The sequence below is a fragment of the Mesorhizobium sp. M0772 genome, from assembly GCF_040320135.1.
Taxonomy (GTDB): domain Bacteria; phylum Pseudomonadota; class Alphaproteobacteria; order Rhizobiales; family Rhizobiaceae; genus Mesorhizobium.
In genome coordinates this window covers 1-23,253 of sequence record NZ_JAMYPB010000042.1, presented here as the reverse complement: position 1 = coordinate 23,253, position 23,253 = coordinate 1, and the positions used below count along the sequence as shown (strand labels likewise).

Below are 23,253 nucleotides of genomic sequence, written 5' to 3'. Positions count from 1 at the left end.
ATTTGTGGCAAGGCGTGCTTGACCGGCGCGCTTTGCCAGATGACCATGCTCTTGTTCAACCCGACGGAGAAAACGGTTCCTGTCGGGCAAGGGGCAGGGGGGCCGGACATTGGACATCGCTTCGGCCAAACCTGAGGTCGCCGGCTTCTACGACAAGCCGACCGGCGCCATCCAGTATGTCGTCACCGACCCGGTGACGAGACGCTGCGCCGTCATCGACCCGATCCTCGATTTCGACGAAAAATCCGGCGCGACGGCGACGAAGAATGCCGACGCCTTGCTGGATTTTATCCGCGAAAACGGGCTGGAGCTCGAGTGGATCCTGGACACCCATCCGCATGCCGATCATTTCTCGGCGGCGCACTATCTCCGGGAAAAGACCGGCGCGCCGACGGCGATCGGCGACAGGATCATCGAAGTCCAGGCGCTGTGGAAGGCGATCTACAACTGGCCGGATTTCCCCGCAGACGGCTCGCAGTGGGACCGGCTGTTTGGGGAAGGCGAAACGTTCATGATCGGCAACCTGCCGGTCAAGGTGCTGTTCTCGCCCGGCCACACGCTCGCCTCGATCACCTATGTCATTGGCGACGCAGCCTTCGTCCACGACACGCTGTTCATGCCCGACAGCGGCTCGGCAAGGACGGACTTTCCCGGCGGCAGTGCCGCGCGGCTGTGGCATTCGATTGAGGGCATTCTGGCGCTGCCGGACGATACGCGGGTGTTCGTCGGCCACGACTATCAGGCCGGCGGGCGCGAGCCGTGCTGGGAGAGCACGGTCGCCGAGCAGAGGGCAAAGAATATCCACCTCGTTGCGGCGCGCCGCAAAGCCGAGTTCGTCGCCTTGCGCGAAGCGCGCGACAAGACACTGCCGATGCCGCGGCTGATCCTGCATGCGCTGCAGGTCAACATGAATGGCGGGAGGCTGCCGGAACCAGAGGCCAATGGCCGAAGGTATCTCAAGTTTCCGCTGGATGGGCTGTAGATCGGTTCATGCTGTAGGCGCCGTCGCCGAAGCTGCCAATCTCCCCACTTGAGGGGGAGATGCCCGGCAGGGCAGAGGGGGGTGCTGTCCCGCCGACCTTTGCTGTGTGCTCGAACAATTCCAGGTTGGGGATAGTTAAAATCGCAAGCTGCGATCCGTCACGCCCCCCTCTGTCCTGCCGGACATCTCCCCCTCAAGGGGGGAGATCAGCTGTTGCCCGACTTTCGCTAACCACCGACGGACGACAAAACAAAAAAGGCGGCGCCGGTTTCCCGACGCCGCCTTCTGTTCCTTAGCCGAACCCGGCTTTACGCCGCGGGCTGCGCCTCGATCGTGCGCAGCGCCTGCATCTGGCGCTTGGCGGCGGCCTTGACCGCGTCCTGCACCTTCTCGAAGGCGCGCACCTCGATCTGGCGCACGCGCTCGCGGCTGATGTCGAACTCGGACGACAGCTCTTCCAGCGTCAGTGGCTCCTCGGCGAGGCGGCGGGCCTCGAAGATGCGCCGCTCACGATCGTTGAGCACGGCCAGAGCGCCCGACAGCATGCCGCGGCGGTTTTCCAGCTCGTCCTGCTCGATCAGCATGTCTTCCTGGCTTTCGTGGTCATCGACCAGCCAGTCCTGCCATTCGCCGGATTCACCTTCGCTGGCGCGGATCGGCGCGTTCAGCGACGCGTCGCCCGACAGGCGGCGGTTCATCGACACGACTTCGGCTTCCGACACGTTCAGCCTGGTGGCGATCTCGGTGATCTGGTCGGGCTTGAGGTCGCCATCGTCCAGCGCCTGGATCTTGCCCTTCACCTTGCGCAGGTTGAAGAACAGGCGCTTCTGATTGGCGGTCGTGCCCATCTTGACCAGGCTCCACGAGCGCAGGATGTACTCCTGGATCGAGGCCTTGATCCACCACATGGCGTAGGTCGCGAGGCGGAAGCCACGCTCGGGTTCGAATTTCTTGACGGCCTGCATCAGGCCGACATTGCCTTCCGAGATCACTTCGCCGATCGGCAGGCCGTAGCCGCGATAGCCCATGGCGATCTTGGCAACGAGCCGAAGGTGGCTGGTGACGAGCTTGTGCGCAGCGCTGGTGTCTTCATGCTCGGCGTAGCGCTTGGCGAGCATGTACTCTTCCTGCGGCTGAAGCATGGGAAAGCGGCGGATTTCTTCCAGGTAGCGGCTGAGGCCGCCTTCGCCGGAAACAATACTGGGTAGTGACTGGGCCATGATTGCGCCCCCTCTCTATTGGAGTTATGCCCCCGAAACGCGGCGGGCATGTGACGCGAGCACCAAAAGGCTCGCCCGCGGCAACTGATTTATATAGGAACAAAACCAGAAAAGACAGGCATTTGTTCAACACGAAACAGTGTGTCACGCTGAAGTGAACAATGCCGCTCAGGTTTTAGCTGGCTGGTTCAGAGCTTGCGGAAGCCGCCGACGAGTTCCTCCATGTCCCCCGGTATCGGCGCCTCGAACCTCATCGATAAATGGGTAGCCGGGTGCCGAAATGCAAGAAGCCAGGCATGCAAAGCTTGCCTGGAAAATGCCTTGACCTGACCCTTCAGCAGTTCGGGCAGCCGGTTGGCCTTGGTGCGGAAGGCCTGGCCGTAATCGGGGTCACCGATGACGGGATGGCCGATATGGGCCATGTGAACGCGGATCTGGTGGGTGCGGCCGGTTTCCAGCCGGCATTCGACCAGGCTGGCGGTGGCGAACGACTGCTGGCCCTCGCCGAAACGCTCCTTGACGGTGAAATGGGTCACGGCGTGGCGGGCATCGTCACGGCCTTCCGGCACGACGGCGCGGCGCACGCGGTCGGCGGCACGGCCAAGCGGCGCGTCGACCGTTCCGGTCGGCCGTGGAGGGATGCCCCAAACCAGCGCCAAATAAGCACGTTCGAGGTCGCCGGTGCGGCCGTGGTCGGCAAAGGCCTCCGACAGCGCCTTGTGGGCGCGGTCGGTCTTGGCCACCACCATGACGCCGCTGGTTTCCTTGTCCAGCCGATGGACGATGCCCGGCCGCCTGACGCCGCCAATGCCTGAAAGACTGTCGCCGCAGTGGTGGATCAGGGCATTGACCAGCGTGCCGGTCCAGTTGCCGGCGCCGGGATGGACGACGAGGCCGGCCGGCTTGTTGATGACGATCAGCTCGTCGTCCTCATAAAGCACGTCGAGCGCGATGGCCTCGCCTTGCGGTTCGGCCGGTTCCGGCTCGGGCATGACGACCGATACGCGCTCGCCGGCACTCATCTTGCGCTTGGTCTCGTCGACCGGCTTGCCGTCGATCGAAACGGCACCTTGCCGGATCAGCATCTGCACCCGGCTGCGCGACATGTCAGGCCCGAGGGCGCTCGCCAGCCACTGGTCGAGGCGCTGGCCGGCCGCTTCCGCGCCGGCTTCGAGCACGGTCGGCGCCGCCTCTATGAATTGTCCAGCCTCTATCAATTCAGGGGTCTCTTCGTTATGAGCGCTCATCGAAAAAGTTCCGGAAAGTTCTGCCATGGCCCGGCCCGTTGCCGATGAAGAAGAAAAGCCGCTCGATCCCGAGATCGAAAAGGTGCGCGGCAGGCTCATCCGCTTCATGGCCATCAATCTCGGCCTGCTTTTGCTGGCCCTTATGGTGGTGATCGCGGCCATTGTCTACAAATCGCGCAAGGCGCCGCCCGCGAACCCGCCGCTCGCCAACGACATTCCAGTTCCGCCCGGCGAGCCGCTCGCGGCCGACATAGTGCTCCCGGTCGGAGCCAAGGTGATCAGCCAGGCTCTGTCGGGCAATCGCATTTCGATCGACGCCGAGCTCAGCGACGGCAGCCGCACCATCTTCGTCTACGACATCGCCGAGCGCCGTATCATCGGCCGCTTCGCCATCCGCAACAAATAGCCGGGCCGAAACTATGACCGGGTTTGCCGAACATCGCCGCATCGCAACCATCACGCTCGTCGTCGCCGACTATGACGAGGCGATCGCCTGGTATGTCGGCAAGCTTGGCTTTGTCCTTTGCGACGACATCGAGCTCGGCGACGGCAAGCGCTGGGTGACGGTAACGCCGGCGGTCGGGCAAGGGCCCCGGCTGCTTCTGGCGGAAGCATTGGACGATGTGCAGAAGAGCCGCGTCGGCGACCAGACCGGAGGCCGCGTGGTTTTGTTTCTCGAAACCGATGATTTTGACAGTGACCATGCGACCATGCTGGAAAACGGCGTCGACTTCCACGAAACGCCACGCCATGAGCCCTACGGTACCGTGGCGGTTTTCGCCGATCTCTACGGCAATCTGTGGGACCTGATCGAGCCGAAACGCTAGGTTCGCGAAGCGACATTACACAGAAGCGGTCCGGCCGTTCCAAGCCCAGTTGCTTTTTCCAAACCGTCAGCCTATATCGCCGGTTCTTGAACGCGCCCATCGTCTAGCGGTCAGGACACCGCCCTCTCACGGCGGGAACAGGGGTTCGATTCCCCTTGGGCGTACCAAGCAACGACTTTCCTTCCGCATCATCGAAAATTTCGGGCAGCAGCCGCGCGGATCGCGTGTGACCGCGAGGGTCGGCGCATCAGCGAAATTCGGCAAGTCCGCGCACCCGAATACACCCAATTTAAGTCAGGCCGCGACGCTTGAAAGCGTAGCGATCTCTGTTACTTGCGGTGCGGGGATAGCATCTGCGGCAACGCGGATTTGGTTTGGCATAGCAGGCATGAATTCGGCAAAAATGATATGCCCGTGCTGTCACGGCAGCGGGCAGGTTTTCGATTGCTTGAAATGGCGTGAGTCGAAAGGGCATTGCTGCCCGCAAGGCACGCACCGGGCCGGCTGTCCCGGGCAGACGATGGCATGCGCCGAATGCGCGGGCCTGGGAACGCTGGCGGAGGCCGAGCTCAGAGCTGTTGCATAGCCTCAGGTCATGCAACTCAAGCCCGTTCACCATCCAGCGCCGGCAGTTTCCGCGAGCTTCTGGCGCGGCGCGGCCAATTGCACTAGCATCATGTACGAAGCCTCGCCAAAGGGCGTTGCGGCGCGCAAGACGCCGGGGAACATAGGCGAGGGCCGGCGAGGAGGAGACCGATGCAGAAACTGCAGTCGCAGGGCGTCCATCACATCACGCTCGTCGGCGCCGGCCGCCAGACCTCGATCGATTTCTGGGAGGGCGTGCTCGGCATGCCGTTCATTTTCGAGCAACCCAATCTCGACAAGCCAAGCGAAAGCCATCTTTATTTCGATCCCGGCGACGGCAGGCTGATCACCGTCTTCACCGACGAGAGCCGCACGCCGGTCAAGCGGCGCACGCCCACCGAACCGGGCTGCGTCCATCATATTGCGTTCTCGGTGTCGCGCGTGACCTTCCTGCAGGCGGTCGCCCGGCTCGACGAGCGCGCCATCAAGCACAGCGGTGTCAAGGATCGCGGCTTCATGGATTCGATCTATTTCGAGGATCCGCTCGGCCTGTTGATCGAGCTAGCGTCCTATCGCTTTGAGCCGCCGGCCGGCTTCACCCACGCCGATGTGCTGATGCAGGCGCACAAGCTGCGCGTTGCGCGCGGCGACTACAACATCGCCGAAGTGCACCTTGCCGACGCGATCCAGACGCTGGTCGAATGGTCGCGCGCGACCTTGTCAGACGACCGGACGCCGAAGAATCCATACTGACGGCCAGCAAAAGGGGAGGACCCAATGGCAAAGACAGTTAAGAGCGCTGGCAAATCAGCGGCCAAGCCTGCGGCAAAAGCGGCTGCGAAGCCGGCCGCAAAGGCGGCCGTAAAGGCCGCGCCGAAGGCAGCCGAAAAGCCGGCCGCGAAAGCCGCGACAAAGCCGGCTACTAAGATGTCGGGGCCGAAGGCCAAGGCGGCGAAAAAACCGGCGCTGAAGCTCTCGATGCTGAAGCCGAGCGTCAACAACATGACCGTCCGGGTGTTTGCCCGTGCAGCCGGGTTCGACGCCGCCGAGACCGACGCCTGGGGCCACACGCGGTCGCCGGAATATATGGCGCGCAATCCGGCGCATCTGACGCCGATGATCGAGGACAAGGGGCTGCCGCGCGGCGTGCTGTGGGAGAGCTGTGCCATCATGCAGTATCTCGCCAACAAGCACGGGCTGGAGAAATTCTATCCCAAGGCGCCGGCCAAGCGGGCGATGGTCGACAGCGCCATGTTCTACCTGATCGGCACGCTCTACCCGTATGTGGCGCGCGCCACCTATCCGGCGCTGGGTTTCCCGCACTATGCCGGCGAAGTCGGCCATAGCGACGCCCATCCGGAGAAGAAGTCCGAGGCGCAGAAGGCCGCCATGGCAGCAATTGCCGAGCCGCTGGAGGTGTTTCACTCCTTCTTCAGGGACGGCAAGCCGTTCATCGGCGGTAAGCACCCGTCGATCGCCGACATACGCCTGGCATCGACGCTGGAGTTCCTGGCCGTCATCGACTATGCGCTGCCCAAATGGGCCAAGGAGTATGTCGAGGCGATGGAGAAGAAACTCGGCCAGGCCTATGCCGAGCCGGCCGGCGACGTGCGCGGCTACATCGCCTATGTGAAGTCGCAGGCCAGCGCGCAACGCTAAGGATTCATTAACCAGAACGCTGTCTATTGAAGGCACCGCGCGACCACGGATGTACTGGCGCAAGGGTGAAGGGAAAGGTCGGCGCAATGCCGGCCTTTTGCTTTTCGCCGATGCGCCATCAGGCGCGTCTCCTGCCGTAAAGTCCGACATCAGGCATATTGCCATCGTCTGCTTCGACCCTACCATCATGGTCGGCGGACGACACACGAGGAGCTTTGCGATGAAGGGCGTAGCGAGAGTGTTTGCGATTGCCGGTGTTGTGTTGGTCGGAGGCTACCCGTGCAATGCCGCGCCGCTCGACACGATGGCGGAGGTCGGCGATGCCATCCAGGCGTGCTGGACGCCGCCGGCGGGTGTTGGAAATGCCAGCGTCACCTTGAGCTTCAGCTTCAAGCGCGACGGCACGCTGATCGGTCCGCCGCGGCCGACGGCGATCAAGGTCGATGGCGATGCGGATACCAGGAAATCATTCGTCGACGCCGCAACCACTGCCCTGCAAAAGTGCTTGCCGTTGAGCTTTTCGCCGACGCTGGCGCAAGGCGTCGCGGGCAATGTCTTCACCGTGCAATTCGCTTCGCCCAAGCAGTAGGCGAGCGGGCGAGCGTTTCACCGTTTCACAGAAACGGCGACCCGCTCTCTCGTTGTCTTGACGCAATTCCCAGGGGAAAGCGCTACGCGCTTTTCCCGGAAAACGGCTCACACTTTTGCTGAAATTGCTCTGATCAGCTGTGCGGCCGTCTGATATCGACATGCCGCTGCAGTTCCGGCGTCTCGAAGACGTAGTCGGCCCAGGCGGATTCCGGAATCTGTCCGGCCAGATAGCATTCCAGCAGCAGGCTCTGTTCGGGATCGAGCGCTCTCGGCCCCCGCTCATGGTCCAGCCCCAGCGAGTGGAACAGGTTCCTGGTCAGGCCAGAGACAGTGAAGTGAATAGACATCTTCGGTCTCCTTTGCCCGACACAACGCGAGACACCGGAGAAAGGTTTCATCCGCAAGGGCCGATAACGCGGGATCGATGATTGCGGCGGCCTGGGCTCGCCCAAGCCTGGCTACGTCTCAATCTTGAAACAAAAGTGTAATAGCGAATTTACAGGAACCGCATAATACACTCGGCATAAAATACCTGGCGGTTGTTGGCGTCTCTTCAATTAGACTTGCCTCACGCATTGAGGCTCAATCGGCTGGAGCGGCGATCGGCTCCACAGGGGTACAAGGACCAGGTGTCGCCGATGATGCGTTTGTGGCTTGTCGTGACCTTTGCACTGGTGTCGGTAGCGGCAAGCGTCCTCGGCATTTCGGCTTCCCTTGCCGATCCATGCGCCGCGCTCAGGAGCCAGCTGGCACCGTCCGGCCGCAGCGGCGGGATCAGCCCCGAGCTTGCGCAGCTGCGTCGCCAGCTTGCGGCGATCCAGGGGCTGGAGAGGCAACGCCGGTGCACGGCGCAAAGTGCGGTGGGCGGGTTCTTCAATGCTTGCGCCGACCTCGCCAAAAGCCGCACACAGGTGCAACGCCAGATCGCCGGCGCCGCGGTTTCGCGCCGGGATGCGTCCGGACTGCAGGCCAGGCTCGTCGCGCTCGGCTGCACGCCCGCCGCCGGGCAACAAAGACAGCGTCCGGCTGGCGCCATGATCGGCAGCAATTCGATGCTGTTTTGCGTTCGTCTCACCGACGGCTATTTCTTCCCGGCGCCGAAATCGCAGTTCGTGCAAGGCGGCGATGTCAAGGAGATGGTCGACCAGTGCCGCTACATCTGCGACGATGCCGGCGTCGACCTGTACACGCTCAGGGACCCAAGCCTTGAAACCGAAGAGATGGTCGCGCTCGATACGCGCACATCCTACAAGGACCTGCCGACGGCCTTCAAATATCGCGGTGATGCGAACTTCAGGGCCTGCGACCTCAAGCGCTATCACCGGCGCGTTGCCGAGCTGAGAGCGCGCACGGTGACGCCAGCCAATATGGCCAACGCGATCATTCCTTTTCCGTCAGCGAAGCCGGATCTTGGCACCGTGGCGCAAATTCCCCAGCCTGGCGCAGACGCTGCAGAGGCCAGGGGCGCCGCCCAGCGAGAGTCGGTCGAGCTATTGGCCGGCTCGCGGCCGGTCAGGGTGGTCGGGCCGGCTTTCTTCCCGGCGGAGTAACCTGCGCCTAGAGCGTTTCACCGTTTCACCGAAACGGCGAACCGCTCTATGTCTTTGTTTTACGCAATTCCGGACGGAAAACCGTTTCACACTTTTCCTGGAATTGCTCAAGTACCAGCTATTCGCAAACCATCCTGTAGCGTTTGCCGGGTTCGCTGACATTCTTGCAGGTGAGCGGATTGGCCGGTTCGGAAGCCATGCTGGGCGGGCTGGACCTGACGTGCCGCCTTGGCGCGGCAATTTGCGTTGTGTGCCTGCGTGCCGCGGGCCGGTAGGGCTCCTGCGGCGGCGGCGTCGGAAACACACCGGCTTCCGCCTGCATCCGGCTGGCCTCGGTCTGCGACGGATCGCGATCCCAGACCCGCCTGATATCGAGCGGCTTCGGGATCACCACCGTGCCGTCATAGCTGCGTGCGCAGCCGCTGCCCGCAAGCAGCGCCAGGCACAGGAAACAAGGCACGATCCAACCCGTCATCAGCAACACCCCCGCCGACTTATAGCCCGGCCGGGGTTCCGCCGACAACCGGCGGAATACCGCAGGGCAATGTGGCTCTGGCCGCAGTCTGGATTGGTTATGGTTAGCGGATCATTAATGCTTCTCGGGCACATTCCGCCGGCGAACCGCTGAGGGGGTTCGGCCTTGGCTTTCGGGGTGGGAACGGGATGGCTGACGGGACTGTTGGAACACGCGGCGGACGCGGTTCCCGAAAAGGGGTGGTGAACGGCGAGGATACGTCCGTCGGGGGTTCGCCCGAAGCGCTGCGCGAACTGGTCGGGGCCGGCGCCGACTGGGTCTGGGAGACCGACGCCGAGCTGCGCTTTTCCTGGCTTTCGGAGAACTACCAGGCCGCCACCGGCATCGATCCCGCCAGCATTCTTGGCCGTTTCCGCTTCGATTTCCTCAAGCAGATGGTGCACGGCAATCGACACGCCGCCGCGCATCTGGAGGATCTGCAGGCGCATCGGCCGTTTCGCGACTTTGTTTATGAGTTGAAGGGCGGCCGTCCCGGCTGCCGCTGGGTTTCGATCACCGGTTCCCCGCGGTTCGACGGCGAAGGCGAATTCATCGGCTATCGCGGCATCGGCCGCAACGTCACGGCACTGGCCGGTGCGCTGGACGAACTGCGGCAGGACGAGAGCGATCCGCCGGCCGGCGAGGCTACGCAGCACCTCGCCGATCTCGAGCGGACAATGGATGCCATGCATATGGGCGTCGTGGTGCTTGACGCGAAGTTCGACACGCTCATCGTCAACAAGGCCTATCGCGAGCTCTCCAGGATTCCCGACGGCGCCGTCACGGTCGGCGCGCCGTTCAGCCTGTTGATGGAACTCAACCGCCGCAACGGCATCTACGGCGATCTCGATGAACAGCAGTGGCAGCACTACCTAGCCACCCGCATCGAGGAGATCAGCGCCGGCTCGGTTGCGCCACGCGAATTTCTCCATGCCAATGGCAGGACGATGATGTTCTCCGTGACGGCGTTGTCCGGCGGCAAGCGGCTGTTGACCTACTACGACGTCTCCGAGCTCAAGCGTCGCGACGCCGAGATCGAGAGTGCCAACGCCAAAATTACGGAGACCTTCGCCAATCTTCGCACGATGGTCGACCAGATGCCGATCGGCGTGCTCGTCCTCGATGCGGAGATGCGCGCGGAGGTGATCAACCGCGCCTTCTATGATTTCTGGGAAATCGATCCCCGACGCGCCGGCATCGGCTGCGGCTTCCGCGAACTGATGCAGGCCAGCCGCGATATGGACCCTTACGGTGCTGACGATGCCGAATGGCAGGGCCACATCGCCGAGCGCGAAGCAGAAATCTCGGCCGGCCTGGTTGGCTCCAGGCAACTGCCACGCAATGACGGCCGTACGCTGATTGCCTCGCTGGCGCCGCTCGCCGGCGGCAAAAGGCTGATCTCCTATGTCGACGTCACCAACATGAAGGATCGCGAGGCTGAACTCGCCCAAGCGCTGGAGAAATCGCGGCTGGCCGAGGCGGTGATCAACGGCGTCAAGGACCCGATCTTCGTCAAGGACGACAATCTGCGTTTCGTCTTCGTCAATGAGGCGTTTTCGGCACTGTTCGGACAGAGCCCGCAAGCGATGCTGGGCAGGCCCGGCGGCGACTTCCTCAAGCAAAAGGACGCCGCGCAATTCGAAGACAGCGAACGCGCCGTGCTGGCGACCGGCACGCCCTACGAGGTCGAGGAGACTTTCGACGCCGAGGGCGCCAGCCGCTCGCGCATCGTGCGCAAGAACCGCGTCGGCATGCCCAGTGGCCGCAACTATGTCGCCGGTTTCCTGTTCGACATTTCCGACATGAAGCGCCGCGAGACCGAGGCCGAGGACGCCCGCAAGAACCTCGCCACGGTGCTGGAGTCGCTGCCGGCGGCCGTCATCATCTATGACCGCGACGACAAGTTCATCTTTGCCAATCGCAAGCTGCAGGACACGCTGCCGGCGCTGAAACCGGCATGGCAGCCCGGCCGCAGCTTCCGCGAGGCCCTGGAACTCGGACATTCCGTGGGATATTTCCGCTTCAGCGGCGATCCGGAGACCGACAAGCTCTATGACGGCGATCGAGACATCTGGCTGGATGCCATTCTCGCCCGCTACCGCCTGCCGAACTCCTCCTACGAACGGTGCAATCCCGACGGCCGCTGGTATCAGGTCTACGATATGCGCACCGAGGACGGCACCTTCATCGGCGTGCGCGTCGACATCTCGGAGATCAAGAGCCGCGAAAAGGCGCTGCAGGAAAGCATGCGCCAGATCGACCTGTTCCGCCACGTCATGGACGAACTGCCGGTCGCCGCCTTCATCAAGGCGCAGGATCTGAGCATGGAATTCGTCAACAAGGCCTGGTGTGCGTTGACCGGCATCCCCAAGGAGGAGGTCATCGGCCGGACCGATCTCCAGCTTTTCGGCATCGACGACGCCGAAACCTACACCCATGACGACACCGAGGTCGTCGTCACCGGCCGCGGCCGCGAGATCGAGGAGCCCGTTACCCATCGCGACGGCACGGTGCGGCAATTGATGACGCGCAAGAGCCGGCTGGTGGCGCTCGACGGGTCGGTGCACCTGGTCGGCTCCAGCACCGACATCACCGACGTCAAGGCGCGCGAGCAGGCGCTGGAAGAGAGCATGCGCGAGAACGAGGTGTTCCGCAATCTCATCGACAACGTGCCGGTGTCGATCTACGCCAAGCGCTCCGACCTCAGGCAGCTCTACGTCAACAAGGGCTGGTGCGATCTCACCGGCCTCCGCAGGGAAGACGCGATCGGCAAAACGGACATCGAGATTTTCGGCGAGGACGGCGAAGCCTTCGTCAACAGCGATCTCGCCGTGCTGCGCACAGGCGATACACAGGAGATCGAGGAAACGGTGACGCTTGCCGACGGCAGCGTGCGCCACCAGTTCGCCCGCAAGGGCGCGATGATCGCGTCCGACGGTTCGCTCTATCTGATTGGGTCGACCACCGACATCACCGAACTGAAGCTGCGCGAGGCCGAACTGCGCGAGGCGCGCCAGCGCGCCGTGCTGGCCGACCGCGCCAAGTCGGAATTCCTGGCCAATATGAGCCACGAGATCCGCACGCCGATGAACGGCGTACTCGGCATGGCCGAGTTGCTGGCCAAATCCGACCTCGATCCCAAGCAGAAGACGTTCACCGACATCATCGTCAAATCGGGTAACGCGCTCTTGACCATCATCAACGACATACTGGACTTCTCCAAGATCGATGCCGGACAGCTGGTGCTCGACCCTGCGCCCTTCAACCTGCCCGAAGCGATCGAGGACGTGGCGACGCTGATATCGACCCGCGCCAAGGAGAAGGACCTCGAGCTCATCGTGCGCGTCGAGCCGGGCCTGGAAAGCCTGTTCGTCGGCGATGTCGGTCGCGTCAGGCAGATCGTCACCAATCTGGTCGGCAACGCGGTGAAGTTTACCGACGAAGGCCACGTGCTGGTCGACGTGACCGGACAAAGGGGGCCGACGGGGACAAAGCTTACCGTTTCGGTCACCGACACCGGCATCGGCATTCCGCAGCAGAAACTGAAGCTCGTCTTCGAAAAATTCAGTCAGGCCGACACCTCGTCGACCAGACGCCACGAAGGCACAGGGCTCGGGCTCGCCATCACCTCGCGGCTGGTCGAGTTGATGGGCGGCGAGATCGGTGTCGAGAGCGCCGAAGGCAAGGGCTCGACCTTCTGGTTCACCGTGACATTGCCCAGGGCCGAGGAACAGACCGGACGGCGGATCATGCCGGTCGACGTGACCGGCTCACGGGTGCTGATCGTCGACGACAATGCCGTCAACCGATCGATCCTGAGCGAGCAGATGGCGTCATGGACCTTCGATTCCTGCGCCGCCGAAAGCGGACCCGAAGGGCTCAAGGTGCTGGTTGCCGCGGCTGCCTGTGGCGTGCCGGTCGATTGCGTCGTGCTCGATTATCAGATGCCGGGGATGAGCGGCGCCGAAATGGCGCGCGTCGTGCGCAGCACCGCAGGGCTGGCCGACACGCCGATCATCATGCTGACTTCGGTCGACCAGTCGCTCGCCAACACCAGCTATCGCGATCTCGGCATCGACGCCCAGCTGATCAAGCCGGCGCGCTCCTCGGTGCTTCTGGAAACGCTGGTCGCCACCATCCAGCGCCACCATCACAATATCACGGGTGGCCGTGTGCTGCCGGCGGCAAGCAGCGGTTCCGGCGGCGGCAGGAACGAACCGTCGCCGGCAAAGCCGCCGCTCGCTGCCTCGGAACGGGCCCTACTGCAACCGCCGCCGGTTCGTGCCCGCGCCCGGGCCGCCGGGGATGAACGCCGGCTCGACATCCTCGTTGCGGAGGACAATGAAGTAAACCAGATGGTGTTCACCCAGATAATCGGCGAAACCGGCTACAGTTTCGAAATCGTCGGCAACGGGCGCAAGGCGCTCGATGCCTTCGGCCGGCTTAATCCGCGCATGATCCTGATGGACGTCTCGATGCCGGAGATGAACGGGCTCGAGGCCACCGCCGCAATTCGCCGGCTTGAAGAACATACGGGTATGCATATCCCGATCGTCGGCGTCACCGCGCATGCCTTGAAGGGCGACCGCGAGCGCTGCCTGGAAGCCGGCATGGATGACTATTTGCCCAAGCCGATCAGCCCCAGGGCGCTGCTCGAAAAGGTCGAGCGCTGGGTCGGCATATCAGGCGAAGCCCAACGAGACGCTGGATAGCAACCTGCGGCGCCGCCGGGATTCGGCCGCGCCGCAACAGCCAAGGCTATGGTGCGATCGCACCATATCAAAGCTAGCGCCCAGTCAGGACAATGGTCGCAACGAAACCGCTCATTCAGTTACGGGCGGGAGCAAGCGACCGCCGACAAGAAACAGCGTCGAATCTACCCCAACGGACCTGTTTTTGGCGATGGCTCGGCCAAGATTCGCTCTGGCCACGGGCAACGCGCTCCCGTCCGGTTTTTCTTTCTCGGCATCGCGGCCTGCGGTGTGCCGGGACTTGATGCCAGCACGAATTGCGCAAGCGTCTGATTCCAGCGGCAACTTCCATTCCCACCAACCGGCTTAAAGGGTGCGGCCCACAAGACGTCTGTGCGACGTTACCGGGCTGACACGAAACTGTCATGCGACTGTAATAATCGAAGGCTATTGGCCTCAGCGGGCGCCGGTTTGAAGAGGGCGCCAAGAGACCATCTTCCGAACAGGAGCAGGCCACATGAAGAAATTCCTCGTTACGGCATCGGCCGTGGCGGTAGCGTTCGCCGCATCGTCCGGTGTCGCCGCTGCGCGTGACCAGATCCAGGTCGCCGGTTCGTCGACCGTGCTGCCTTACGCCAAGATCGTCGCCGAGCAGTTCGGCGAAACCTTCACCAACTTCAAGACCCCGGTGGTCGAGTCCGGCGGCAGCGGCGCCGGCATCAAGGAGTTCTGCAAGGGCGTCGGCGAAGACACGATCGACATCGCCAACTCCTCGCGCCCGATCAAGAAGGACGAGCTGAAGTCCTGCGCCGACGCCGGCGTCAAGGACGTCCAGGAAGTCCGCATCGGCTATGACGGCATCGTCTTTGCCACCGACATCAAGGGTCCGGACTGGGCGCTGGTTCCCGCCGACATCTACAAGGCGCTCGCCGCCAAGCTGGTGGTCGACGGCAAGCTGGTCGACAACCCGAACACCAAGTGGAACCAGGTCAATCCGAAGCTGCCCGACTGGGATATCGCCGCCTATATCCCGGGTGAGAAGCACGGCACCCGTGAAGTGTTCGAGACCAAGCTGCTCGACGCCGGCTGCGACAAGGCCGCTTTGAAGGCTGCCGGCATCGCCGACGACAAGGAAATCGGCAAGACCTGCATCGCCATCCGCAAAGACGGCAAGGCTGTCGACATTGATGGCGACTACACCGAGACGCTGGCCCGCATCGACTCCAACAAGACCGGCGTTGGCGTGTTCGGCCTCGCCTTCTACGAGAACAATGCCGACAAGCTGAAGGTCGCCACCGTGGAAGGCATCGTGCCTTCGACGCAGACCATCGCCGATGGCACGTATCCCGTGTCGCGGCCGTTGTTCTTCTACGTCAAGAAGGCGCATCTGGGCGTCGTTCCCGGCCTCAAGGAATATGTCGAGTTCTTCCTTGATGACCAGATGATCGGCCCGGAAAGCCCGCTCGCCCAGTACGGCCTGGTTTCCGCTCCCGACGCCGAACGTCAGGGCCAGCGCGACGCCTTCGCCGCTGGAAAGACAATGTAATCAACGGACGGATCAGGGCGCGGATGAACTCCGCGCCCTGACTTCGCCGCTTGCCGCAACGGCTGCGGCGATCTGAATTTTCCCTGGGGTGGGTTATGTCGTCCTTGCTCGTACTCGCCATAGTCATCGCCATAGGCGTGGTCGCTTTTGTGGTCGGCCGCCAGCGCGCCGCGGCGCAGGATACCGGCAAGGTCAAGCCGCATTCGCGCGCGCATTATCATGGCTGGTGGGCCTTTCTGCTCGCGGTCCTGCCTGCCGTCCTTTTGCTCGCCGTCTGGGATATCGGCTCTTCCTTCTATCTCGACCGGCATATCCATGCCGCTTTGCCCGAGCGCACCGCCGACACAAAGGTGGCCAGCGAAGCGCTCGACGCCAGCCTGGTGAAGAGCCTGGCCAAGGGCCTGCGCCGGCTCGATGGCGATACCGCACTTCCCGCTACTTTCGCCGAATTGCAGCCGCTGCTCGCCGCCAAGGGCGTGGCACTGGCCAGCGACACCCAGGACTATATGATTCCGATCGCGGTCGAGGCGAACCAGGTCCAGGACCGGCTCGGCCTGTTCAGCGCCGTGCTGACCTTCGCGCTGTCGGTCGCCGGCGCCTTCTATGCGCTGAGGCAGATCGCGCCGCGCGCCAGGGCGCGCAACAATGTCGAGAAGCTGATGCTGTGGGGGCTGCTTGCGGCCTCGACCATCGCCATCCTGACCACGGTCGGCATCGTGCTGTCGATGCTGTTCCAGACCATCACCTTCTTCGAGAGCGTGTCGCCGATGAGCTTCTTCTTCGGCACGGTGTGGGATCCGCGTTTCGCCGCCGCCGGTTCCGGCGGCAGCCAGGGTCAGTTCGGCCTGATCCCGCTTCTCGCCGGCACGCTCTACATCGCCGCCGTCGCCCTTCTGGTGGCAGTGCCGGTCGGGCTGATGTCGGCGGTCTACATGTCCGAATATGCCTCGCGCGGTGTGCGCTCGGTGGTCAAGCCGGCGTTGGAACTGCTGGCCGGCATTCCGACCATCGTCTACGGCATCTTCGCCGTTGTCACGCTCGGACCGTTCTTGCGCGACCTGTCGGCGGCACTCACCGGCGGCTCGCCCTTCATCCAGGGCCAGAGCATCTTCACCGCCGGTCTGGTGATGGGCGTCATGCTGATCCCGGTCGTGTCCTCTTTGTCCGACGACATCATCACCGCGGTGCCGCGCGCAATGCGTGACGGCTCGCTCGGCCTCGGCGCCACGCGCTCCGAGACGATCAAGCGGGTGATCCTGCCGGCGGCACTGCCCGGCATCGTCGGCGCCATCCTGTTGACGGCGTCGCGCGCCATCGGCGAGACGATGATCGTCGTGCTGGCGGCGGGCGTCGCCGCCAATCTGACGGCCAATCCGTTCGAGGCGATGACGACCATCACCGTCAAGATCGTCAACCAGCTGACCGGCGATCTCGAGTTCAACTCGCCGCAGACGCTGGTCGCCTTCGCGCTCGGCCTGACGCTGTTCGCGCTGACGCTGGTGATGAACATCGTCGCCCTCTACATCGTGCGCAAGTACCGGGAGCAGTACGAATGACCGACATCCCCCTGGACACGATGGCGGGTGCCGTCGCGCGTCCGCGCCGCGACATCGGGCTGAAGGCGCGCTATGCCGCCGAACGCCGGTTCCGCATCTATGGCGTGATTGCGATCTCGGTGGGCCTGGCGTTCCTGGCCATCATGCTGATCACCATCGTCTCGAAAGGCTACACCGCCTTCTGGCAGACGACGGTGACGCTGCCGGTCACCTTCGACGAGAAGGTGATCGATCCCTCCGGCAAGCGCGCCACCGACCCTACCGTGCTGATCAAGGCGAACTATCCCAAGCTCGCCGAAAACGCGCTGGTGGCCAGGCTCGGCATCGATCCGGCCAACAAGCCGATGATGCTGAAGCTCAAGGGCTTCCTGTCGGAAGGCGCCCGCGTCCAGCTGCGCGACATCGTCTCCGCCGATCCGTCGGTGATCGGCAGGACGCGTGACGTCGACATCCTGGCTGCCGCGAACCTCGACTCGGCCTTCAAGGGTCAGATCGACCTCGGCGTCGATGAAGCGCGCCGCAAGGTGTCCAACCAGCAGATCGACTGGATGAACAAGCTTAAAGCCGACGGCGTGATGGCCGAGCATTTCAACACCGGCCTGTTCACCTATGGCGCCTCCAGCCGGCCCGAAACGTCGGGCATGGGCGTGGCGATCATCGGCTCGTTCTACATGATGGTGATCGTGCTGTTGCTGGCGCTGCCGATCGGCGTCGCCGCCTCGATCTATCTCGAGGAATTCGCCAAGAAGAACCGCTTCACCGACCTGATCGAGGTCAACATCAACAATCTCGCGGCGGTGCCGTCGATCGTCTTCGGTCTGCTTGGCCTTGCCGTGTTCATCAACTTCCTCGGCATGCCGCGCTCGGCTTCCTTCGTCGGCGGCCTGGTGCTGACCTTGATGACATTGCCGACCATAATCATCGCCACGCGCGCCGCCCTCGCCGCGGTGCCGCCGTCGATCCGCTCGGCGGCCCTAGGTCTCGGCGCCTCCAAGATGCAGATGGTGTTCCATCACATCCTGCCGCTTGCCGCCCCAGGCATCCTTACCGGCACCATCATCGGCCTGGCGCGTGCGCTCGGCGAGACAGCACCGCTGCTCTTGATCGGCATGGTCGCTTTCGTCGCCGATTATCCGGCGACGCCTTTCGATCCGGCGACCGCGCTGCCGGTTCAGATCTATATGTGGGCAAACGAGGCTGAGCGCGCTTTTGTCGAGCGCATGTCCGGCGCCATCATCATCCTGCTCGTCTTCCTCATGGCCATGAACATCACCGCGATCGTGCTCCGGCGCCGGTTCGAGCGGCGCTGGTAGAAAAAAGGCAATTTGGTATGAACATCATGACCGAACAGTCCCTTGAGCATGCAGTGGGCGACAAAATGAACGCCAAGTCGAACGAAGTCATCAAGATGCGCGGCGACAAGGTCGGCGTCTTCTACGGCGAGAAGCAGGCGTTGTTCGACGTCAATCTCGACGTCCGCCAGAACCAGGTGACGGCGCTGATCGGCCCGTCCGGCTGCGGCAAGTCGACCTTCCTGCGCTGCCTCAACCGCATGAACGACACCATCGATTCGGCGCGGGTGACCGGCAAGATCACGCTCGATGAAGACGACATCTACGACAAGAACATCGATGTCGTCGAACTGCGCGCACGCGTCGGCATGGTGTTCCAGAAACCCAATCCGTTCCCGAAGTCGATCTACGAGAACGTCGCCTACGGCCCGCGCATCCATGGGCTGGCCAAGCGCAAGTCCGACATGGACCAGATCGTCGAGCAGAGCCTGAAGAAGGCGGCGATCTGGAACGAGGTCAAGGACCGCCTGCAGGAGCCCGGCACCGGCCTGTCCGGCGGCCAGCAGCAGCGCCTGTGCATCGCGCGCGCCATCGCCGTGTCGCCGGAGGTGATCCTGATGGATGAGCCCTGCTCGGCGCTTGATCCGATCGCCACCGCCCGTGTCGAGGAGTTGATCGACGAACTGCGCCAGAACTACACGATCGTCATCGTCACCCACTCGATGCAGCAGGCGGCGCGCGTGTCGCAGCGCACGGCGATGTTCCATCTCGGCTATCTCGTCGAGGAGGGCGCAACCGACAAGATGTTCACCAACCCCGACGACAAGCGCACCCAGGATTACATTACCGGCCGCTTCGGCTGAGCCTCCGGCGGGTGAATTTTCAGGCACGAGGACCAAGATCATGGGTGAACATACCGTCGCCTCCTTCGATGAAGAGCTCGGGCAGATCAGCAAGCTGATCCGCGACATGGGCGATCTGGCAGGCTCGATGGTCAGCGGCTCGACCAGGGCGCTGCTCAATTCGGACAATGCGCTGGCACAGCGTGTCGTTTCCGACGACGCCATCATGGATGCGCGCCAGCGCGAACTGGACGACCGCGCCATCACGCTGATCGCCAAGCGCCAGCCGATGGCCAACGATCTGCGCGCCGTGGTCGGCTCGATCCGCATGGCGGGCGACCTCGAGCGCATCGGCGATCTCGCCAAGAACATCGCCAAACGCGTCGGCACCGTGGGCTTGAGCGTCACGCCGCGCGACTTCTCGCACTCCATCGATGCCATGGCGCAACTGGTGCTGATCCAGGTGCAAGGCGTCGTCGAGGAATATGCCGCCACCGATGCGGCAGCTCTTGCAAAACTCAGGAATGACGACGAGCGCATCGACGTCAAATACACGTCCGTGTTTCGTGAGCTTTTGACCTACATGATGGAAGACCCTCGCAACATCACCGCCTGCACGCATCTCTTGTTCTGCGCCAAGAATCTTGAGCGCATCGGCGATCATGTCACCAACATCGCCGAAAATGCGTATTATGTGCTGACCGGCCAGCAATTGCCCGCCAATCGTCCGAAGCAGGACGAGACGGCGATGGCCACGCCGGCCTGATGAGGGTGAACTGCCTATGATCGCGCCACGCATCATGGTCGTGGAGGACGAGGAGCCGCTGGGCGTGCTCCTCCGCTACAACCTCGAATCCGAAGGCTATCAGGTCGAGGTGGTGACACGCGGCGACGAGGCCGAGATCCGCCTGCAGGAAAACGTGCCCGATCTCCTGGTGCTCGACTGGATGGTGCCCGCTGTTTCCGGCATCGAGCTCTGCCGGCGGCTTAGAGTGCGGCCCGAAACCGAGCGGCTGCCGATCATCATGCTGACCGCGCGCGGTGAGGAAAGCGATCGCGTGCGCGGCCTGTCCACCGGTGCCGACGACTATCTGGTCAAGCCATTCTCGACGCCGGAGTTCATGGCGCGCGTGAAGGCGCTGCTGCGCCGGGCCAAGCCGGAAGTGCTGTCCAGCGTGCTCAAGGTCGGCGACATCGTGCTCGACCGCGAGTCGCACCGTGTCTACCGCAAGAAGAGCGAGATCAGGCTCGGACCGACCGAGTTCCGGCTGCTCGAATTCATGATGCGCCATCCCGGCCGCGTGTTCTCGCGCAGCCAACTGCTCGACAATGTCTGGGGCGAGACGATCTATATCGACGAGCGAACCGTCGACGTCCATGTCGGGCGCTTACGCAAAGCGGTCAACAACGGCCGCATGCCGGATGTCATCCGTACCATTCGCGGCGCCGGCTACGCGATCAGGGAAGACTAGGATGCTGCGCGTCGCGCCGTTGCCGGCCATTCAGGCGACATGCTTGCCGGATTTGGCCTGAATGCCCGGCGCGAAAATCTCCTGATCGACGAAGCCGAGCGCGCGCATGGCACAGCCTTCGCGGATCAGCGGCAGCTCGTTGGGCTCGGTGTCGAAGGAGATCGACTTCGAGTGCTGGCCGCCGGCGGTCTGGGCGATCGCTTCGCGCAATGCCGGCTCGATCAGGTCGAAGGCGGCGGCGCTGACGCCAACCATGGCGACAGGCGCCGGGTCGATCAGCGCAAACAGGCTGCCGAGGCCGAAGCCGAGCGCCTCACCGGCCTTGCGATAGGCTTCGCGCTCCGGGCCATCGGTTTCGCGGGCGCGCGCGGCGAGTGCGCGCATATCAGCGTCGCCGATATCGACCGGCTCGGCATCTTCGCTCATCATTTTGGCGCTGCGCCAGATGGCGTAGTTTCCGGCATAGGCCTCGACGCAGCCGCGCCGCCCGCAGCGGCAGAGCGCGCCGCCCGGACGGTGGATCATGTGGCCGAACTCGCCGCCCGAGGAATGGGTGCCGGTGAACAGTTCGCCTTTCAGCACCAGCCCCATGCCGATGCCGTGCGACAAGAGGATCGCGATGAAATTGTCGCGGTAGCGCTCGGGCTGGCGCCATTGCAGGGCCACCGCCATCATATTGCAGTCGTTCTCCATGGTGGCAGGAATGCCGAATTCCGCTTCCAACATGTCGGCGAAGGCAATGTCGGTCAGTGGCGTGATTGGCGACCACAGCATGGCCCGCGCCTGCGAATCGGTGATGCCCTGGATGCCCATGGCAATGCGGGCGATGCTCTGGACATCGAGGTCCGGGTCCGCGAGACGCCGCCCGACGATTGCTACGCATTCGCCGATCAGCTCGTCGCGCGGCATGGTCAGCGTGTCGAGCCGGCGCTGTTCTTCCGCGACCACCTGGCCGGCATAGTCGATGACGGTGACGGAGAGGAAGTTCAGCGACAGCACCACGGTCATGACCGCCGCCGCTTCCGGGTTGAGGCCAAGGCCGACCTGCGGCCGGCCGCGTTTCAGCGAGCCGGTCTCGCCAGGCTTGCCTTCAATCAGGATGCCTTCTTGAATTAGATCAGACGAGATTGCCGATATCGTCGAATGGCTGAGGCCGGTGGTCGCCGCAATCTCGGTCCGCGACGGCTGGCCGGCCCGGCGCACGGCCGAAATCACCATCGCACGGTTGCGACGGCGCAGATCGTCGTGGCGGATCCCAACCGACATTTGTTTCCTCCCGGCCTCCTCGCGCCTCATGATAGTGAAGGCGTTCGACGGCACCAGCCAAATATTGGCAGACGCCGGCAGCCCTGTCATTGTTTATTGCGGAGCTCGAAAAAATTCGGCAACGCCATCAGAATCCATCATAATCGATGTTGACAGTGCCTTATCATTGAACCAGTATTTTTTCGAGGCTCGAAAAAATGGAGCCTCTTTGTGCAGGCCTTCGGGCCGGTTTTGTCGCGCCGTGGGCGGCGCAGGGAGGGTTATAATGAACAGATTTGCAGCCGCCATGCTGGCGGGTGTCGCCATGTCGCTGGCGCTGATGTCGGTCGCGCAGGCGAAGGACAAGGTCATCGGCGTGTCGTGGTCGAACTTCCAGGAAGAGCGCTGGAAGACCGACGAGGCGGCGATGAAAACGGCGATCGAGGCTGCCGGCGACAAGTACATTTCGGCCGACGCGCAGTCCAATCCCGGCAAGCAGCTGACCGACGTCGAAAGCCTGATCTCGCAGGGCGCCAACTCGCTGATCATCCTGGCGCAGGACGCCTCGGCCGTCGGCCCGGCGGTGCAGAAGGCGCTGGACGAAGGCATTCCGGTCGTCGGCTATGACCGCCTGATCGAGAACAAGGACGTCTTCTACCTGACCTTCGACAACAAGGAAGTCGGCCGCATGCAGGCCCGCGAAGTGTTCAAGGCGAAGCCCGAAGGCAACTATGTCTTCATCAAGGGCTCGGGCTCGGATCCGAATGCCGATTTCCTGTTCTCGGGCTCGATGGAAGTGCTCAAGGAAGCCATCGACTCGGGCAAGATCAAGAATGTCGGCGAGGCCTATACCGATGGCTGGCTGCCGGCCAATGCCCAGAAGAACATGGAACAGTTCCTGACCGCCAATGACAACAAGGTCGATGCCGTGGTTGCGGCCAATGACGGCACCGCCGGCGGCGTTGTCGCCGCGCTGACGGCGCAGGGCCTTGCCGGAACGGTTCCGGTCTCGGGCCAGGACGGCGACCATGCCGCTCTGAACCGCATCGCGCTCGGCACGCAGACGGTGTCGGTGTGGAAGGACGCGCGCGAACTCGGCAAGAACGCCGCCGAGATCGCCTCGCAGCTTGCCGATGGCAAGAAGACGGGCGACATTGCCGGCGCCAAGGACTTCACCACGCCTGGCGGCAACACCGTCAAGTCGCTGTTCCTGACCCCCGTCGCGATCACCAAGGACAACCTCAACGTCGTCATTGACGCCGGCTGGATCAAGAAGGACGAAGTCTGCACGGGCGTCGCCGCCGGCAGCGTCGCGGCTTGCAACTGATCTCGACGACTTGAAGAAATGAGGCGCCCCGGGGGGGAACCCCCGGCGGGTTTTATTCCAGGAATTTTTGTTTTACCCCAAGGCGGGCAACATAAAGGGGGTGGGGC

At 63.3% G+C, this 23,253-nt stretch carries 20 protein-coding genes and 1 tRNA gene; 16 read left to right on the top strand and 5 right to left on the bottom strand.

Annotated features, from left to right (window positions below; translation table 11 throughout):
• Positions 1-109: 109 nt before the first annotated feature.
• Positions 110-982 (top strand): MBL fold metallo-hydrolase, encoded by an 873-nt coding sequence (locus tag NKI06_RS23405; protein WP_352987388.1) that lies wholly within the window; start codon positions 110-112, stop codon positions 980-982.
• 308 nt (positions 983-1,290) lie between these two features.
• On the opposite strand, the gene rpoH is transcribed toward NKI06_RS23405, so the two are convergent.
• Positions 1,291-2,202, bottom strand: coding sequence for an RNA polymerase sigma factor RpoH (gene rpoH / locus NKI06_RS23400; RefSeq protein ID WP_023670124.1), 912 nt, complete (start codon positions 2,200-2,202; stop codon positions 1,291-1,293).
• A gap of 188 nt (positions 2,203-2,390) precedes the next feature.
• Positions 2,391-3,449, bottom strand: a complete 1,059-nt coding sequence (locus NKI06_RS23395; protein WP_352987387.1) for an RluA family pseudouridine synthase — start codon at positions 3,447-3,449, stop codon at positions 2,391-2,393.
• Between the two features lie 25 nt (positions 3,450-3,474).
• Here NKI06_RS23395 and NKI06_RS23390 point away from each other — a divergent pair, with 25 nt between their 5' ends.
• The 6 genes from NKI06_RS23390 to tolA all read left to right on the top strand — a co-directional run bounded on the left by NKI06_RS23390 (position 3,475) and on the right by tolA (position 7,109).
• Complete coding sequence (locus tag NKI06_RS23390) at positions 3,475-3,855, top strand: hypothetical protein (protein WP_023690093.1); 381 nt, start codon at positions 3,475-3,477, stop codon at positions 3,853-3,855.
• A 13-nt stretch (positions 3,856-3,868) separates the two neighbouring features.
• A complete protein-coding gene (locus NKI06_RS23385) occupies positions 3,869-4,276 on the top strand; it encodes a VOC family protein (RefSeq protein ID WP_352522072.1) in 408 nt (135 codons plus the stop codon).
• Between the two features lie 92 nt (positions 4,277-4,368).
• Positions 4,369-4,443 (top strand) — tRNA-Glu (locus NKI06_RS23380).
• Positions 4,444-5,032: 589 nt separating this feature from the next.
• Positions 5,033-5,614: a VOC family protein gene (locus NKI06_RS23375; RefSeq protein WP_023818427.1), complete on the top strand. Its 582-nt coding sequence runs from the start codon at positions 5,033-5,035 to the stop codon at positions 5,612-5,614.
• 24 nt (positions 5,615-5,638) lie between these two features.
• The gene (locus NKI06_RS23370) at positions 5,639-6,520 is read left to right on the top strand and encodes a glutathione S-transferase family protein (protein WP_352987386.1); all 882 of its coding nucleotides are present in this window, start codon (positions 5,639-5,641) and stop codon (positions 6,518-6,520) included.
• Between the two features lie 220 nt (positions 6,521-6,740).
• Positions 6,741-7,109, top strand: coding sequence for a cell envelope integrity protein TolA (tolA, locus tag NKI06_RS23365; protein ID WP_023690097.1), 369 nt, complete (start codon positions 6,741-6,743; stop codon positions 7,107-7,109).
• Positions 7,110-7,242: 133 nt separating this feature from the next.
• Here tolA and NKI06_RS23360 read toward each other — a convergent pair whose 3' ends face one another.
• The gene (locus tag NKI06_RS23360) at positions 7,243-7,458 is read right to left on the bottom strand and encodes a hypothetical protein (protein WP_352987385.1); all 216 of its coding nucleotides are present in this window, start codon (positions 7,456-7,458) and stop codon (positions 7,243-7,245) included.
• Between the two features lie 291 nt (positions 7,459-7,749).
• On the opposite strand from NKI06_RS23360, the gene NKI06_RS23355 reads away from it, so the two are divergent.
• Positions 7,750-8,661 (top strand): DUF2865 domain-containing protein, encoded by a 912-nt coding sequence (locus NKI06_RS23355; RefSeq protein WP_352987384.1) that lies wholly within the window; start codon positions 7,750-7,752, stop codon positions 8,659-8,661.
• 118 nt (positions 8,662-8,779) lie between these two features.
• On the opposite strand, the gene NKI06_RS23350 is transcribed toward NKI06_RS23355, so the two are convergent.
• On the bottom strand, positions 8,780-9,136 hold the full coding sequence (locus tag NKI06_RS23350) for a hypothetical protein (RefSeq protein ID WP_050485907.1): 357 nt from the start codon (positions 9,134-9,136) through the stop codon (positions 8,780-8,782).
• Positions 9,137-9,324: 188 nt separating this feature from the next.
• On the opposite strand from NKI06_RS23350, the gene NKI06_RS23345 reads away from it, so the two are divergent.
• The 7 genes from NKI06_RS23345 (at position 9,325) to phoB (ending at position 20,574) form a co-directional block, all read left to right on the top strand.
• On the top strand, positions 9,325-13,887 hold the full coding sequence (locus tag NKI06_RS23345) for a PAS domain-containing hybrid sensor histidine kinase/response regulator (protein WP_502900609.1): 4,563 nt from the start codon (positions 9,325-9,327) through the stop codon (positions 13,885-13,887).
• A gap of 496 nt (positions 13,888-14,383) precedes the next feature.
• Positions 14,384-15,412, top strand: a complete 1,029-nt coding sequence (locus NKI06_RS23340; protein ID WP_023670113.1) for a substrate-binding domain-containing protein — start codon at positions 14,384-14,386, stop codon at positions 15,410-15,412.
• 95 nt (positions 15,413-15,507) lie between these two features.
• Complete coding sequence (pstC, locus tag NKI06_RS23335) at positions 15,508-16,968, top strand: phosphate ABC transporter permease subunit PstC (RefSeq protein WP_023806534.1); 1,461 nt, start codon at positions 15,508-15,510, stop codon at positions 16,966-16,968.
• Positions 16,965-18,281 (top strand): phosphate ABC transporter permease PstA, encoded by a 1,317-nt coding sequence (gene pstA, locus NKI06_RS23330; protein ID WP_023715021.1) that lies wholly within the window; start codon positions 16,965-16,967, stop codon positions 18,279-18,281. The genes pstC and pstA overlap by 4 nt, the downstream gene beginning before the upstream one ends.
• 17 nt (positions 18,282-18,298) lie before the next feature.
• Positions 18,299-19,123 carry a phosphate ABC transporter ATP-binding protein PstB gene (gene pstB / locus NKI06_RS23325; protein WP_023715020.1) on the top strand — a complete coding sequence of 275 codons (825 nt, stop codon included), beginning with the start codon at positions 18,299-18,301 and terminating at the stop codon, positions 19,121-19,123.
• A 40-nt stretch (positions 19,124-19,163) separates the two neighbouring features.
• A complete protein-coding gene (phoU, locus tag NKI06_RS23320; RefSeq protein WP_352519829.1) occupies positions 19,164-19,868 on the top strand; it encodes a phosphate signaling complex protein PhoU in 705 nt (234 codons plus the stop codon).
• A gap of 16 nt (positions 19,869-19,884) precedes the next feature.
• Positions 19,885-20,574, top strand: a complete 690-nt coding sequence (phoB, locus tag NKI06_RS23315) for a phosphate regulon transcriptional regulator PhoB (RefSeq protein WP_023822590.1) — start codon at positions 19,885-19,887, stop codon at positions 20,572-20,574.
• Positions 20,575-20,604: 30 nt separating this feature from the next.
• Here the strand turns inward: phoB and NKI06_RS23310 are convergent, their stop codons facing one another.
• On the bottom strand, positions 20,605-21,840 hold the full coding sequence (locus NKI06_RS23310; protein WP_023683969.1) for an ROK family protein: 1,236 nt from the start codon (positions 21,838-21,840) through the stop codon (positions 20,605-20,607).
• 265 nt (positions 21,841-22,105) lie between these two features.
• On the opposite strand from NKI06_RS23310, the gene xylF reads away from it, so the two are divergent.
• Positions 22,106-23,146: a D-xylose ABC transporter substrate-binding protein gene (xylF, locus tag NKI06_RS23305; RefSeq protein WP_352987381.1), complete on the top strand. Its 1,041-nt coding sequence runs from the start codon at positions 22,106-22,108 to the stop codon at positions 23,144-23,146.
• Positions 23,147-23,253 lie beyond the last annotated feature (107 nt).